Annotated in this window: 14 protein-coding genes; 10 read left to right on the top strand and 4 right to left on the bottom strand. The window is 62.7% G+C overall.

Features of this window, described 5'->3' with window-relative positions; all coding sequences use genetic code 11:
• Positions 1-94: 94 nt before the first annotated feature.
• Complete coding sequence (locus tag HNR59_RS16295) at positions 95-1,162, top strand: acyltransferase family protein (protein WP_183832093.1); 1,068 nt, start codon at positions 95-97, stop codon at positions 1,160-1,162.
• Between the two features lie 62 nt (positions 1,163-1,224).
• Here HNR59_RS16295 and HNR59_RS16300 read toward each other — a convergent pair whose 3' ends face one another.
• The 3 genes from HNR59_RS16300 to HNR59_RS16310 all read right to left on the bottom strand — a co-directional run bounded on the left by HNR59_RS16300 (position 1,225) and on the right by HNR59_RS16310 (position 3,004).
• Positions 1,225-1,521, bottom strand: coding sequence for a helix-turn-helix domain-containing protein (locus HNR59_RS16300; protein WP_183832094.1), 297 nt, complete (start codon positions 1,519-1,521; stop codon positions 1,225-1,227).
• 150 nt (positions 1,522-1,671) lie between these two features.
• Complete coding sequence (locus tag HNR59_RS16305) at positions 1,672-2,478, bottom strand: SDR family oxidoreductase (protein ID WP_183832095.1); 807 nt, start codon at positions 2,476-2,478, stop codon at positions 1,672-1,674.
• 1 nt (position 2,479) lies between these two features.
• A complete protein-coding gene (locus HNR59_RS16310; RefSeq protein ID WP_183832096.1) occupies positions 2,480-3,004 on the bottom strand; it encodes a carboxymuconolactone decarboxylase family protein in 525 nt (174 codons plus the stop codon).
• A 529-nt stretch (positions 3,005-3,533) separates the two neighbouring features.
• Here HNR59_RS16310 and HNR59_RS16315 point away from each other — a divergent pair.
• From HNR59_RS16315 to HNR59_RS16335, 5 genes are read left to right on the top strand one after another with little or no spacing between them, the layout of a single operon-like run.
• Positions 3,534-4,832, top strand: coding sequence for an O-acetylhomoserine aminocarboxypropyltransferase/cysteine synthase family protein (locus tag HNR59_RS16315; RefSeq protein ID WP_183832097.1), 1,299 nt, complete (start codon positions 3,534-3,536; stop codon positions 4,830-4,832).
• Between the two features lie 30 nt (positions 4,833-4,862).
• Positions 4,863-5,897 carry an ABC transporter substrate-binding protein gene (locus tag HNR59_RS16320; RefSeq protein ID WP_183832098.1) on the top strand — a complete coding sequence of 345 codons (1,035 nt, stop codon included), beginning with the start codon at positions 4,863-4,865 and terminating at the stop codon, positions 5,895-5,897.
• A gap of 25 nt (positions 5,898-5,922) precedes the next feature.
• A complete protein-coding gene (locus tag HNR59_RS16325) occupies positions 5,923-6,915 on the top strand; it encodes an ABC transporter permease (protein WP_343060852.1) in 993 nt (330 codons plus the stop codon).
• On the top strand, positions 6,909-7,700 hold the full coding sequence (locus HNR59_RS16330; RefSeq protein WP_183832100.1) for an ABC transporter ATP-binding protein: 792 nt from the start codon (positions 6,909-6,911) through the stop codon (positions 7,698-7,700). Before HNR59_RS16325 ends, HNR59_RS16330 begins: the two co-directional genes overlap by 7 nt.
• Entirely contained in the window at positions 7,697-8,038 is a 342-nt protein-coding gene (locus HNR59_RS16335) for a hypothetical protein (RefSeq protein ID WP_183832101.1), read from the top strand. Before HNR59_RS16330 ends, HNR59_RS16335 begins: the two co-directional genes overlap by 4 nt.
• On the opposite strand, the gene HNR59_RS16340 is transcribed toward HNR59_RS16335, so the two are convergent.
• Complete coding sequence (locus HNR59_RS16340) at positions 8,035-8,247, bottom strand: hypothetical protein (RefSeq protein WP_183832102.1); 213 nt, start codon at positions 8,245-8,247, stop codon at positions 8,035-8,037. The two genes, HNR59_RS16335 and HNR59_RS16340, sit on opposite strands and share 4 nt — an antisense overlap.
• Positions 8,248-8,749: 502 nt before the next feature.
• Between HNR59_RS16340 and HNR59_RS16345 the strand changes: the two genes are divergently transcribed.
• The 4 genes from HNR59_RS16345 (at position 8,750) to HNR59_RS16360 (ending at position 12,787) form a co-directional block, all read left to right on the top strand.
• Positions 8,750-9,181 (top strand): acyl-CoA thioesterase, encoded by a 432-nt coding sequence (locus HNR59_RS16345; protein ID WP_183832103.1) that lies wholly within the window; start codon positions 8,750-8,752, stop codon positions 9,179-9,181.
• 25 nt (positions 9,182-9,206) lie between these two features.
• Complete coding sequence (locus HNR59_RS16350) at positions 9,207-9,848, top strand: TetR/AcrR family transcriptional regulator (protein WP_183832104.1); 642 nt, start codon at positions 9,207-9,209, stop codon at positions 9,846-9,848.
• A 163-nt stretch (positions 9,849-10,011) separates the two neighbouring features.
• A complete protein-coding gene (locus HNR59_RS16355; protein WP_183832105.1) occupies positions 10,012-11,184 on the top strand; it encodes a saccharopine dehydrogenase family protein in 1,173 nt (390 codons plus the stop codon).
• A 46-nt stretch (positions 11,185-11,230) separates the two neighbouring features.
• The gene (locus tag HNR59_RS16360) at positions 11,231-12,787 is read left to right on the top strand and encodes a class I adenylate-forming enzyme family protein (protein ID WP_183832106.1); all 1,557 of its coding nucleotides are present in this window, start codon (positions 11,231-11,233) and stop codon (positions 12,785-12,787) included.
• Positions 12,788-13,022: the final 235 nt, after the last annotated feature.

The raw sequence follows: 13,022 nt of genomic DNA on the forward strand, positions 1-13,022 counted from the left end.
GTATGGAAAGCGGCAACGGCCTGTTGTGCGATCTGTGCGGTGCCTGCGGCGGCAGGCGGCAGGCGCCGGCCACCCGCAATGATGTGAGGGGAACGTGAAGAAGCTTTATTCGGTCCAATATCTTCGCGCCTGCGCCGCGCTGCTGGTTCTGTTCGCGCATGCGTTTTCCCACCAGATTGGTGCGGACGATCCCGTGATCATCGCCGCGGGTCGTCTGGGCGTGATCCTGTTCTTTGTGATCAGCGGCTTCATCATGGTGTATATTTCGGGAAGCGGCCCCTTTTCTGCGCCGGTGTTTCTGAAGCGACGGGCCATAAGGATTGTGCCGCTTTACTGGATTTTCACCAGCCTTGCGGCGCTGCTTGCCGCCCTTGCGCCGGACCTTTTCCAGACAACTGTCTTTACGTGGTCCCATTATCTCCAGTCGCTCGCCTTCATTGTTCACGAAGCGCCCGAACGAGGCGGCGCGAGCCCGATTCTGTCTCTCGGATGGACCCTCAACTACGAAGTCTATTTCTATATCGTGTTCGCGGCGCTGGCGTTTCTTGGCCTGAGCGCGCGGGTCTATGCGCTGACGGTCTTTTTCGTCGCGATGTGGCTGGCGGGACTGCTGCTTGCGCCCTCCAGCCCTGTCCTTGAATTCTATCTGGGGGTATCGCCGCTGGCATTCGTCATCGGCGCATGGATTGGCCGGCGATATCTCGATGGCGGTTTTGCTTCCGAAGCGGGGCACGTCCGGCTGCTGGCATTGGTGGCCATAGCCGGCGTGGCACTTGTCTTCGTTGATGACGGCACACCGCTCCTGAAACAGATCGGCTTTGCCGGACAGGTTCTGTGGGCGGCAAGCCTGCTGTTGCTTGGCCTCATTCTGGAACCGAAGATCAGGCATCTGAAGCTGCTCGAACAGCTCGGCGATGCTTCCTACGCCCTTTACCTGTCGCATATCTTCGTGATCGGTGCCGTGGCCTATCTTGCAAAACGCTTCGTCGGCTATGAGCATCCCGCCACGGTGTTTCTGGTCTCGCTGGTCAGCATCGTGACAGCATGCATCGCCAGTCTGGTGATCCATGAGCTTGTCGAGAAGCCGGTGCTTCGCATCCTGAACGGCAGGAGAAAGGTGAAGGGCGCCGCCCATCCTCATGCCGCTACAGGCAACAGGTAGAGACGCTTCCGGGGCCTGCATTGCAGGGCCGGGGGGCTTGGCAGGGCAAAGGGCTTGTCCCGCTATGCTGCCGACAGCGCCCGCTCGACGGCTTCAGGTTCGTTGCGGATGATCGTGAGAAGGATACGCGAGGGAGCATCGACCGGCGAGCGGCCCTGCTCCCAGTCCCGGATGCGGCCGAAGGAAAATCCGTATCTGGCAGCAAATTCCTTCTGGGACAGCCCCGTTTGCCTGCGAATAGCGCGCACGTCCACCTGCGGAGGGATGTGTACCTTGTAGTCGCTGGCGCCGGCTTCGCCACTGGCAAAGGCAAGCGCTTCGCGTGCGCCCTGCAAAATTCGTGATCCGGCCTTGCTCATTTCCTGGCTCCTGTTCTTCTTTTGCCTGCGCAAGGAAGACGGACGTGGATTTTCCGGAGACGATCCGGCCCCGTCCCCTTTTCGTTCGCTGGCAAACAGGTTGCGGAAGGAGGAGCATGATGGCGGCGCTCTTCCTTCCGCTTTGCAGGCTCAGCGGGTCAGCAGCCCTGCATCGAGCACGAAGCCGGAACCGGTCACGAACCGGCTCTTTTCGCTGGCCAGAAACAGCACCGCTTCGGCCACGTCTTCCGGCTCGATCCACGGCACAGGCAGGAGATTGCCGGCCGAGCGCTCCGCGATTTCTTCCGGCGTCGCGCCTTCCATCGCCGCCAGCCCGTCATTCATCGGCGTGTTGACGCCGGTGGGGTGGACGGTGACCACGCGGATGTTGTCCGGTGCCAGTTCGATGGCCAGCGACTTCGCCAGCCCGACGAGACCGAACTTCGATGCCGAGTAATGCGACAGCCGGTTGAGGCCACGCAGGCCGGCAATCGAGGAATTGAACAGGATGACGCCGCTGCCGCGCGCCTTCAGGTGCGGTATGGCATGCTTGGCGACCAGCCAGTTGCCCTTGAGGTTGATGTCGAGAACGGCATCCCATTCGTCCTCGCTGAGTTCATGGGCGAGCCCATATGCCGCGATGCCCGCATTGCCGAACACGATGTCGAGGCCGCCGAAGGCCTCCACCGTGCGTTCGATCGCGGCACGCACGTCGTCCTCTCTGCGCACGTCGCCGGTGAGCGGCAGGAAGGCGCCGCCTTCGGCTGCGATTTCGCGCTGCACGCGGGCGAGCGCTTCCGATGCCTCCGTGACATAGGCAGGGTAAGCCGGTTTGCTGCCGAGGTCGAAACCTGCGACCCATGCGCCCTCGCGGGCGAAAGCGAGCGCTGCGGCCTTGCCCTGTCCGTTGGCCGCGCCGGTGATGAAGACGACCTTTCCGTCGAAGCTGCCGGCCATGTCAGGCTTTCCTGTAGGGTTCGAGTTCGGGATCGGGGCTGACCTCCACGACATTGTTGAAGATGTTGGTGGCGATCATCAGTCCGGCAAAGGCCACCAGATCGACCCGCGTCTTCTCGTCGTAGCGTTCGCTGATCCTCGCCCATATCTCCGGCGGCACCGCATTGGAGTTGCGCGCGATCGCCTGTCCGAAATCGATCAGCAGCTGTTCTTCCTCGTCCGGCTGGAACTCCTCGGGGGAGAAGCCCGCATCGATCAGCGCACGGCGGAAGAACAGCGTGCAGATCAGACAGTCGCTGGCCGCGGAAATGGCATGCGAGTAGAGCCAGAACGCCCGATCCGGCAGCGCTTTCGCAAGCTCGTCGCGCAGCGTGTACCATTCCATATAGGCCCGGTAGGCCGGCGGCGAATGCAGGAGCGTGCGCTTCATGTTGGTGACATGGCCGCGCGCGCGAACCTCCTCGTCATGCGCCTCCCGGATGTCGGGTGCGGCCGTCGTGTAATCGATCTGGCTGATATGTGGCATCGATGCTCTCTCCTTGTGCGAGGGCATTCTAGCCCCGGTGAGGGCCTCGCCCGAGCAAGCCACCGCTCGCTGCCTTGTCCGTTCGGAGAAAAATTCTCCGGGCGCGCGCACTTCCCCGCACGTCGTTTCCCCGCAGCGGAAAACGGATTTGCTTCGCCTTCGGGCGACGGCGGGTGAAATTTTCCCTTCTCGCCGGGTGCTTTGGTTTTCGCAGGCTTAAAAAGATGCGCTGCTTTGTGTGATCGTAATGCAAGTCAACGCAATGAGCATCCGACGATGAGCGGTTTTATTAAGCGAATATATTCTGCGATTGTAAGCAGTTTGGAAATTGAATCTTCAAAACGTGACGAATGTCGGTGCTCATTCGGTGATGAATTACATTCATCAGATATAAATTTTCTTATTTCCAGTCAGGACGGATCTCAGATCCTGCACACGTTTCTGGAGCCTGAGCCGATCATCTGGACGGTCAGCCCACGCTTTTCGCGACCTGCCTGAACTTTCCCATCCGAAAAATACGAAGAAGATCATGAGCATTGAAAATCTGAAGCCTGAGACTCTGGCCCTGCACGGCGGCACCTATCGGTCCGATTCCGCCACCGGCGCGGTTGCAGTGCCGATCTATCAGACCACGTCCTACCAGTTTCGGGACACCGATCATGCCGACAAGCTGTTCTCTCTGGATGAGGATGGCCATATCTACACCCGCGTTTCCAACCCCACGCAGGATGCCTTCGAGCAGCGGCTGGCGGCTCTGGAGGGTGGTGCTGCGGCGCTGGCGGTGGCGTCCGGCCAGACGGCCTCGGCCTACTCCATCCTCAATCTTGCCGGCGCCGGCGACAATGTGGTGAGCGCCACAGATCTCTATGGCGGCACATGGGCGCTGTTTGCCGCAACGCTGAAGCATTTCGGCGTCGAGGTTCGTTTCGTCGATCCCTCCGATCCGGAGAATTTCCGCCGGGCGACCGATGAGCGCACCAAAGCCTATTATGCGGAATCCCTGCCCAATCCGAAGCTCAACGTCTTCCCGATCCGCGAAGTGGCGGATATCGGGCGGGAACTCGGCGTGCCGCTGATCGTCGACAACACGGCCGCTCCGCTCATCATCCGGCCTCTGGAGCATGGTGCCGCGGCTGTCGTCTACTCGGCCACCAAATATATCGGCGGTCACGGCACCTCGATCGGCGGCGCCATCGTCGATGGCGGCAACTTTCCGTGGGAGGAGCATGCCGAACGCTTCCCCACGCTGAACCAGCCGGACCCCAGCTATCACGGCAAGGTGTGGGTGGAGGCGGCGAAGCCTCTCGGGCCGGTTGCCTATGTGCTGCGCGCCCGCACCGTGCTGCTGCGCGACGTGGGCGCCGCCATCAGCCCGTTCAACGCCTTCCAGCTCATTCAGGGGCTGGAGACGCTGCCGCTGCGCATCCGCCAGCACAATGAGAATGCCGTGAAGGTGGCCGAGTACCTGCAAGGCCACCCCAAGGTCTCGAAGGTCATCTTCCCGCGGTATGCGACCGGCGAGGAAAAACGGCGGGCCGAGGCCTATCTGAAGCCCGGAAGCTATGGCGCGCTGCTCGGCTTCGAGCTGAAGGGCGGGCGCGAGGCGGGGCGCGGCTTCATCAACGCGCTTCAGCTTTTCTATCACGTCGCCAATATCGGCGATGCGCGTTCGCTGGCCATCCACCCGTCCACCACCACGCATTCGCAGCTTTCGGAGGAAGACCAGCTCGCGACCGGCGTGACCCCCGGCTATGTGCGCCTGTCGATCGGCATCGAGGATGCGGACGATCTGATCCGCGATCTTTCGCAGGCTCTGGAACAGGCCTGAGCAGCTTCACAAAAATCGAGAGGGACGGCTATGAGCGGCACATCCGAAATCAGGGCGAAAGGCATCTCCCGCCGGAAATTCCTTGGCGCGGCGGGGGCGCTGGGCGCGGGCGTGGCAGCAGGTGGCGTGCTGTCGCGCCCGTCGCCGGGCTTCGCCACGGCGGGCAATCCCACCAGGATCAGGCTGTCGTGGACCGAGTTCGCGGCCTGCCATTCGCCTGTCGCCTATGGTGTGTCGGAAGGGGTTTATGCAAAGCACGGGCTCGACGTGGAGCTGTTCTATCAGGGGGCCAGCGGGCAGACGCTGATCCAGTCCATCGCCACCAACAAGACCGATGCCGGAGCGGGCCTGCTTTACGACTGGGTCAAGCCACTGGAGCAGGGGCTGGACGTAAAACTGTTCGTCGGCTCGCATGGCGGCTGCACGCGGCTGCTGGCCTCGAAATCTTCCGGCATCACAAGGCTGGAAGACCTGAAGGGAAAGAAGATCGCTTCCTACGATGTGGCGAGCCCGCCCAAGCACTCGTTTCAGGTGGCGCTGGCCAAGGCAGGGCTCGACCCCGAGCGCGACGTGGAATGGCTCAACGTGCCGTTCGATCTGGTCGGCGAGGTGGTGGGGCGCGGCGAGGCCGATGCGCTCGCCCATCTCGATCCATGGGCCTATGCGCACAAGAAGAAATTCGACCTGCATGAGGTCCACAACACCCAAAGCGGCGTGTTCGAGGGCGCGGTGTGCTGCGTTCTGGGCGTCAACTCGAATTTCCTTGAAGCCAATCGCGATGCCGTGCGCCGGCTGGCAGAGGCCAATATCGAGCTGCACGAATTCGCCGCCGCCAATCCCGACAAGGTGGCAGACTGGTTCGTGAAGAACCTCAATCCCGGTTTTCCGCTGGAAGACATTCACGACAACATCGCCTCGTGGGACCTGCACAATCACCCGGTCGGCAAGGAACTGGTGGAGCAGGTGAAGTGGGCGGCGGATGACCTTTCGCTGATCAAGGTGCTCGATCCGACCACCGACAGCCGCGAACTGGCCGATCGCGTCACCATCGACATTCTGGCCTGAGCAAGAGGCCGGGAAATTGAGCAGCGTGACGGAAAACGCGCGGTCCGACGGTTATGGAAGCGCTGTAAATGCCCGGCAGCTGTGGCGGCCGGGTTTCTATGCCGCCGCGGCCTGGCTGCTGGCGGCCGCGATCACCATCGGGCTCCCCGACGTCGTGCCATGGGGCAGCGCCAATGTCTTTGCCGGGCTGCTGGTCGGCGGGGCTGTAATTTTCGCCCTGCTCGGCTTCGGAATCGATCGGCTTGGCCGGGCGCGTGATCCGATCGCCTGGTATGGCCCATGGGCGATCGCGCTGGGGATCTGGTTCGCGCTCTGGGAACTGATCACCGCCAAGCTCGGCTGGATGCCCAAGCCGTTCTTCTCGCCGCCGCACGGCCTGCTGCACGTCTATATCGTGGACTGGGAGCGTATCCTGATCTGCATCGCCTATACGGCGCGGCTGTGGTCGATCGGCTTCTTCTCAGGGATTGCCGTCGGCTTTGTGATCGGTGTCTCCCTTGGCTGGTCGAAGAGCTTTTCCTACTGGGGCATGCCGGTGCTCAAGCTGATCGGCCCGGTGCCCGCCAGCGCGTGGATCCCGGCGACCTTCTTCCTGTTCCCGACGACCTTTCAGGCCAGCATCTTCCTCGTCGCGCTGGCGTCCGGAATCCCGGTGGCGATCCTCACCGCTTCAGGCGTCGGTCAGGTCAACCGGGCCTATTACGACGTCGCCCGCACGCTGGGTGCGGACAGCCGCTTTCTGGTGTTGTGGGTGGCCATCCCGGCGGCCCTGCCGAATGTCTTCGTCGGCCTGTTCATGGGGCTCTACTACTCGTTCGCCGTGCTGGTGGTGGCCGAGATGCTCGGCGCGAAATACGGCCTCGGCTGGTATCTCCAGTTCCAGACCGCCTATTCGGCCTATGCCAATGTCTACGCCATGCTGATCATCATGGCGCTGCTGTGCTCAGGTCTGGTCAAGCTGCTGTTCGTGGTGCGCGACAGGGTGCTCGACTGGCAGAAAGGGGTGGTGCAATGGTAGCGGCCGCGACTGCCGCCAGTGCAGCCGAAACCGTGTCCGGTCTTGCGCTGAGCTTCCGTGGCATTTTCCATGAATTCAGGCTGGATGGAAAGCCGCTGCCGGTGCTGGCCGGCATCGATCTGGAAATCACGGCGGGTGATTTCGTGGCGCTGCTCGGGCCTTCCGGCTGCGGCAAGTCCACCTTGCTGCGTCTGGCCGCCGGTCTTGATATCCCTGCATCGGGTGTGGTGCTCGCCGACGGGGACGCTATCACCGGGCCTGATCCGGCGCGTGTTCTGGTGTTTCAGGACCCGACCTTGTTTCCATGGCGCAGCGTGCGCGACAATGTCGCCATCGGACCGCAGGCGAGAGGCATCGTGCGGGAAGCACAGGCGCGCATCGATGCGGCGGTGGATCTGGTCGGGCTTTCCGACTTCGCCGGCGCCTATCCGCATCAGCTTTCGGGCGGCATGGCGCAGCGCGCGGCGCTTGCCCGCGCGCTGGTCAACGATCCGCGCCTGCTGCTGCTCGACGAGCCGCTCGGCAAGCTCGATTCGCTCACGCGCCTTGCCATGCAGGATGAGCTGCTTCGGCTCTGGCAGAGTGCGGGCTATACCGCGCTGCTCGTGACCCACGATGTCGAGGAAGCTCTGCTGCTCGCCAACCGGGTGATCGTGCTGAGCGACCGTCCAGCCGCGATCAGGGCGGATATCGCCATCGATCTGCCGCATCCGCGCCGGCGCGACGATGCCGGCATCGTGCGCCTGCGTCACGATATTCTCTCCATCATGGGATATGGCGCATGAGGCTGTTCGTTCTGCCCGGCAGGCTGGTCAAGCTGCTGGAAGTCCTCGGGCCCGCGCTGATTGGGCTTGCGATCGTGTGGTGGGGCGTCGTCTACGGACAGGTGATCGCCAATACCGGCATGGCGCCGCAGCGCACTCTGCCATGCCTGCTCCAGACCTCGGACCTGTGTTCGCTGGCCATGTCGCTGTGCAAGGAGTGGCATTTCCTCGGCATCAAACGCTACTCGGCCGAACTTCTGTGGATCGGCACCGGCATCAGCTTGCTGGCGCTGGCTGCCGGAACGAGGAAAGATGGCGGCGGGCAAAATGCCGGCCTGAGCGATCACGCGCACGACTAGCCGGACTTGCCATTACAGGAGGCAAGGGGACGGCCTTGTTTCTGCCGTTCGTTCGATACGCTCACGAAAATTCCATGTCCTGAATCCGGTGCGGGGCCATGATGTTCCGACCGGAAACCATAGGGCTGATGCAGGTGCAGGACGTCTGAAGGCAGACAGAAATGGCGCATCCGCGACATTTCCAGGGCGCCTGAGGTGTCGGTGCGCATGCGTGCATCCGGTCGCCCGATGCTCATCCGCAGGTCTTCCGGGTGCGGATTTTTCGTTTGGGTACAGGTCGCGCCAATAGCCACGCGGTAACGGGTTTGCGTCCGGCCCGGCATAGCGGGCTATCCTATCTATCCCCGCCTCCGCCGGCGACATTTGTCGCCGATACCGTCGCTCCGTTTTCACTTTCCACAGGCTTGAGGCTGGCAGAGTGGGGCGGGTTTTCCTGTCTGCAGCGTTCGCCATGTTTGCATCGGCAGCACCCAACGCCGGATCTCTTCGCTGCACCGGTTGCCGCAGTCTGCCGCAGCTCTTTTCGGGTGAGCATTTTTTCCCTTGACAAAACAAGCCGAAACCTCCTGAATATTCATTATTAGGGAAGAGGATCTGGATCATGCTCTGGCGGCTGTCGCATCCGGTTTTGTTGGCGCGGGCTCTCCGCGGCTGTGCCTTTGTGGGTTTTGCCGGCAAAGCAGCGGCGGCTGGCAGGTTCGGAACTTCGGCATGACGTGGGAAATGCAGACCGCACTGCGGTTCAGGGATTTCGATTATCTGGGCCATATGACGGCGACGTCCTATCTCGCCTTCGTCGAGGAGGCGCGGGTCGCGTGGCTGAGCCAGGCCACCAACGGCGAGCCGCCCGCCTATGTGGTGGCGACGCAGACGCTTGATTTTCATCGGGAGATTTTGCCCGCCGACGGTCCGATCCGTATAATGATCGACGCGCAGCTGATCTCGCCTCGGAAGGTCTCAGTCTCGGAGAAGCTTGTCGGAGTTGATGGGCATCTCCATGCCAGTTCCAGCGCCATACTTGTGGGATGGGATACTGCGGGCAGGTGTCCGAGACCTTTTACCGAAGCCGAGAAACTGCTTTTTTGTGACGTTGCTGACGGTGACCGCTCGGTAACAGAAGCCGGGGATGATAAAGGCGTATAAAGCGCCAATCATGAGGGGAAAATCCATGAACGCCTCCAACCGGCCCGACAGCGAAACGCGCGAGATGATCCTGCGTACGGCCGCGACCCTGTTTTTTGAACGTGGCTATGCCAAAACCAAGGTGATGGACATCGCCAGGGCCGTGGGCATCACGCCTGCCGCGCTCTACTGGCACTTCGCATCCAAGGAAGATGTTCTGTTTGAATATCTGCAGGGTGCCATCGAGACCTTTAACGAGCGCATCCGGGAGGCGATTGAGGGTATCGAAGACCCCGTGGACCGCCTCAGGACGCTGGCGATTGCGCACACCACGCTTCAGCTTGAGTTCCGCGATCAGGCGCAGGCCGTCCACTCGCTCACCTATGCCTCGGCCGAGCTTCTGTCGGCGCTCTCGCCCGAGCGGACGACTTTGGTGAACCAGCGGATCCGCGTCCATGTGGACCGGATAAAGGAGATCGTTGTCGCGGGAATGGCCGCGGGGCTGTTTCACGCCAGGGATGCAAGCACCCTGACGTTCGCCGTGCTGAATGTGTGCGAATATTCGGCCTTGTGGTTCCGTCCGGAAGGCGCGCTGTCGATCCGCGACGTGGCGCTTGCAAATGGCGAGTTCGCCGTACGCATGGCGACTGGCTCCATGAGCCCTGAGCAGGACGGGGAGGCGGTCTGACTGCTCTGGCCGGTTTCCCCTGTGCGCGCCGCTGGCCAGCCGACAATTCGCCTGTTCTGATCTGTCCGGCCCTTTGCGTGTGTGCCGGCACAAGCCCGATGGCGAAGCGCAAAGAGGAGCGCGCGATGTAATCCGCGCTCATAATCACCAGGAAAGGTAATCCATGAAGATCGTAGTTGTTGGCGGCGCCGGGCGCGTCGGTGGCCGTGTTGTGTCTGAATTTGCGCCGCACAAGCACGTTTCCGTCATTGTCGCGGACCGGGTTAAGCCTCAGGACCCGGCCCGGCAGTTCATCGCCATCGATCTTGCGGACCCGGCATCCCTGCGGGCTGCCTTTGCCGGTTCCGATGTCGTCATCAACACCTCCGGGCCGTTCGACCGCTGGGGCTCGGTGGTGCTGGATGCGGCCATCGATACCGGCACCAACTACATCGACGTGTGCGATGATCCCGAACCGACACTTGAAATGATAGGGCGCGACGCCGCCGCGAAGAAGGCAGGCATTCGCGCGGTCATCGGTCTGGGCGTCAGCCCCGGCCTCACCAACTATCTGGCCATGGTGGCCGCGCAAGATCTCGACACCGTCGATCTTCTGACGACCTTCTGGGGCGATTCAGCCGAAGGCCGCTCGCGTGAGGAGGCGGTCGAGCGCGCGCTCGGGCTTGCCCACTCGTTCGAGGAAGGTCGGGCCGCCTACACCCACCTCATCGTCCAGACCTCGTCCGAAGTTCAGGTGTGGCGCGATCATGCCCCGGTGAAGGAACGCGCCTGGCGCAAGGCCTATCGCGTGACCACCTCGCGTGGCGAAACCGGCATCTACCGGGTCATCGGCCATCCCGAGCCCGTCACCCTGCCCAACACCGTCAGGACCCGCGATTGCCTCAATATCGGCACCGTCGACGCCGGCGCGGACCGGCTGATGCTGCCTGTGCTCGATCGCGTTATCGCCGGTGAAATCGATGCCGGGCAGGCGCTTCTGGAAATGGCGCGTCAGTTGCGCGAGAAGCCCGAAAGCATCATGACCGAGCGGCGTGGCGAACAGCTGCCGCGCAAGATCGGGGCTGCCGCGGTCGGCGAACGCAATGGCGGGCGCGATGGCGTGGTGGTCTTCCCGGGCGGGCCGATCCCCGGCTCGATGAGCCTGATCACGGCGCGCCCCGCAGTGGTAGGAGCGTTGCACATCGACGAAGTGCCGGTCGGCGTGCATTCGCCGGAAGACGCATTCGATGCCCGAACCTATCTTGAGCACTACGCCCGCCTGTACTGGGGTGCCGGAACGGAGCCTTTCGTCCTCGACCGTGCCGGTGCTTCCGCTGTCGTCGAAGCCGACTCCTGAATCCGTTGCGAGGAAGGCCCCGTCGCTGAAAGGGAGGGACAAGACCATGACGGCCAGTGCGAAAGCGTCTGAAGGAAACCCGATTGTCGGCCTTGCGGGCTGGCTCAATCATTGGGCCCGGCTGCAGCCGGAGCGGCCCTTCATGACGTGGCAGGGCACCTGCATCACCTACGCGCAGGCCGATCGCCTCGTGCGGACGGCGGCGGCCTCGCTTGCCCGCCTTGACAGGCAGAACGGCGCCACCGGGCGGATCGTGCTTTATTCCCAGAACTGCCCCGCAGCCATCATCGTGTGGCTCGCCGCTCAGGCTGCGGGGCTGGTTCCGGTGACGCTGAACAGGGCGCACCGGGGCACGATACTGGCCGATGTCGTGAGCCGCTCGGCTCCGTCCGTGGTGGTCTGCGATCCCGAGGGCGTGGACATACTGAAGGAGAGCACCGGCGAGGGGAAGTTGCACATCGTTTCTCTCGGCATGTCCACGGCCGACGAGCTGGGCGAGCTGCTGACGGAAGCAGGCAGGGCCATCGACGTTCCGTTGCGGCCCGATCCCGGCAGCGACGGCACCATCATGTTCAGCTCGGGAACCACGGGCCGCTCCAAGGGCGTCGTCATCCCCCATGGCATGTTCGATGCCGGGCCGAAGCAGTTGCAGGAAGCGTGGGCGGTAACGGAAACGGATGTGTTCCATTGCTGGGCGCCGTGGTTTCACATCGCTGCGCAGCTCGACGTGTTCGCGCTCGCATTGCGCAGCGGCGCCAGCGTTGCCCTTTTCCAAAGCTTTTCGCTGTCCCGCTTCTGGGAGCAGATCAGGGATTCCGGGGCGACCATCTTCGGCGGCTTTGTCTCCATTCTGGAGATGCTCTACGCACAGGAGCCCGACCCCCGCGATCGCGACCACCGGCTCCGGTTCGGCATTGCGGGCCACATTCCGGCGGCACTTCGCAGCAATTTCCAGAACAGGTTCGGGGTGCCGATGCTCGATGCCTACGGCATGTCGGAAGCGGAGCCGCTGAGCATCCCCCGGCCCGACCGTCCCGTCCCGGATGGCAGTTGCGGCCGCGCGAACCCGGACTTCCGTGTCGAGATACAGGACGAGGAAGGGCGCACCTGTCCCGCGGGCGAGGAAGGGGAAATCGTTTTCCGGCCGCTGTCCGATCACGTCATGATGAGCGGCTATCTGGACGAGCCGGAACGCTCCCGCGCAGCCTGGCGCAACGGATGGTTTCTGACCGGCGATCTGGGCACCATGGACAGCGACGGCAACATCTTCTTCCGCGACCGCAAGTCGGAGTTCATCCGGGTCAAGGGCGAGAACGTGTCGCCTCAGGAAGTGGAGTCCGTGCTGATGGGCCATCCGGGCATCGCCGAAGTGGCGGTGGTGGGGGTGGCTTCCGAACTTGGCGAGCATGAGATCCTCGCCATCGTCGTTCCGCGCGCCGATCTCTGCGCTGCCGATCTTCAGGAATGGTGCGCATCGCGCATGGCAAAATTCATGGTTCCGCGCCATATCCGCATCGTGGCGGAACTGCCGCGCACCCCGACCAGCAAGGTTCAGCGTTCGGAGCTGCACAAGCTGCTGGAAACCAGCCCTTCGGCAAGCTGACCGACAGGTCATGCCCTGCATGGCGCGCGCGATTTGCGCGCGCTGCCGTTTCAGTGGCTGTAAGATCAGCCAACGTCTGCGCTGCCGGCAGGTGCGTCAGTCTTTTCAGAAAGTCTGAAATCAGCCGCGTTGTTCAACCCCCACATCCAGCACTTTGAAAGCGATAGCAAAGGACAAGCGGACAGGCGATAATTCTCGCTGTCCGCCTGCCTTGCCATCGCTACGCTGGCTTGTA

Origin of the sequence: Aquamicrobium lusatiense (assembly GCF_014201615.1) — a bacterium.
In the GTDB taxonomy this organism is placed as follows: Bacteria; Pseudomonadota; Alphaproteobacteria; order Rhizobiales; family Rhizobiaceae; genus Mesorhizobium; species Mesorhizobium lusatiense.

Excerpts from the sequence above, each read along its gene's own strand:
- HNR59_RS16300 (WP_183832094.1), bottom strand. The coding sequence starts at position 1,521 with ATGAGCAAGGCCGGATCACGAATTTTGCAGGGCGCACGCGAAGCGCTT.
- HNR59_RS16305 (WP_183832095.1), bottom strand. The coding sequence starts at position 2,478 with ATGGCCGGCAGCTTCGACGGAAAGGTCGTCTTCATCACCGGCGCGGCC.
- HNR59_RS16310 (WP_183832096.1), bottom strand. The coding sequence starts at position 3,004 with ATGCCACATATCAGCCAGATCGATTACACGACGGCCGCACCCGACATC.
- HNR59_RS16315 (WP_183832097.1), top strand. The coding sequence starts at position 3,534 with ATGAGCATTGAAAATCTGAAGCCTGAGACTCTGGCCCTGCACGGCGGC.
- HNR59_RS16320 (WP_183832098.1), top strand. The coding sequence starts at position 4,863 with ATGAGCGGCACATCCGAAATCAGGGCGAAAGGCATCTCCCGCCGGAAA.
- HNR59_RS16330 (WP_183832100.1), top strand. The coding sequence starts at position 6,909 with ATGGTAGCGGCCGCGACTGCCGCCAGTGCAGCCGAAACCGTGTCCGGT.
- HNR59_RS16335 (WP_183832101.1), top strand. The coding sequence starts at position 7,697 with ATGAGGCTGTTCGTTCTGCCCGGCAGGCTGGTCAAGCTGCTGGAAGTC.
- HNR59_RS16340 (WP_183832102.1), bottom strand. The coding sequence starts at position 8,247 with ATGCGCACCGACACCTCAGGCGCCCTGGAAATGTCGCGGATGCGCCAT.
- HNR59_RS16345 (WP_183832103.1), top strand. The coding sequence starts at position 8,750 with ATGACGTGGGAAATGCAGACCGCACTGCGGTTCAGGGATTTCGATTAT.
- HNR59_RS16350 (WP_183832104.1), top strand. The coding sequence starts at position 9,207 with ATGAACGCCTCCAACCGGCCCGACAGCGAAACGCGCGAGATGATCCTG.
- HNR59_RS16355 (WP_183832105.1), top strand. The coding sequence starts at position 10,012 with ATGAAGATCGTAGTTGTTGGCGGCGCCGGGCGCGTCGGTGGCCGTGTT.
- HNR59_RS16360 (WP_183832106.1), top strand. The coding sequence starts at position 11,231 with ATGACGGCCAGTGCGAAAGCGTCTGAAGGAAACCCGATTGTCGGCCTT.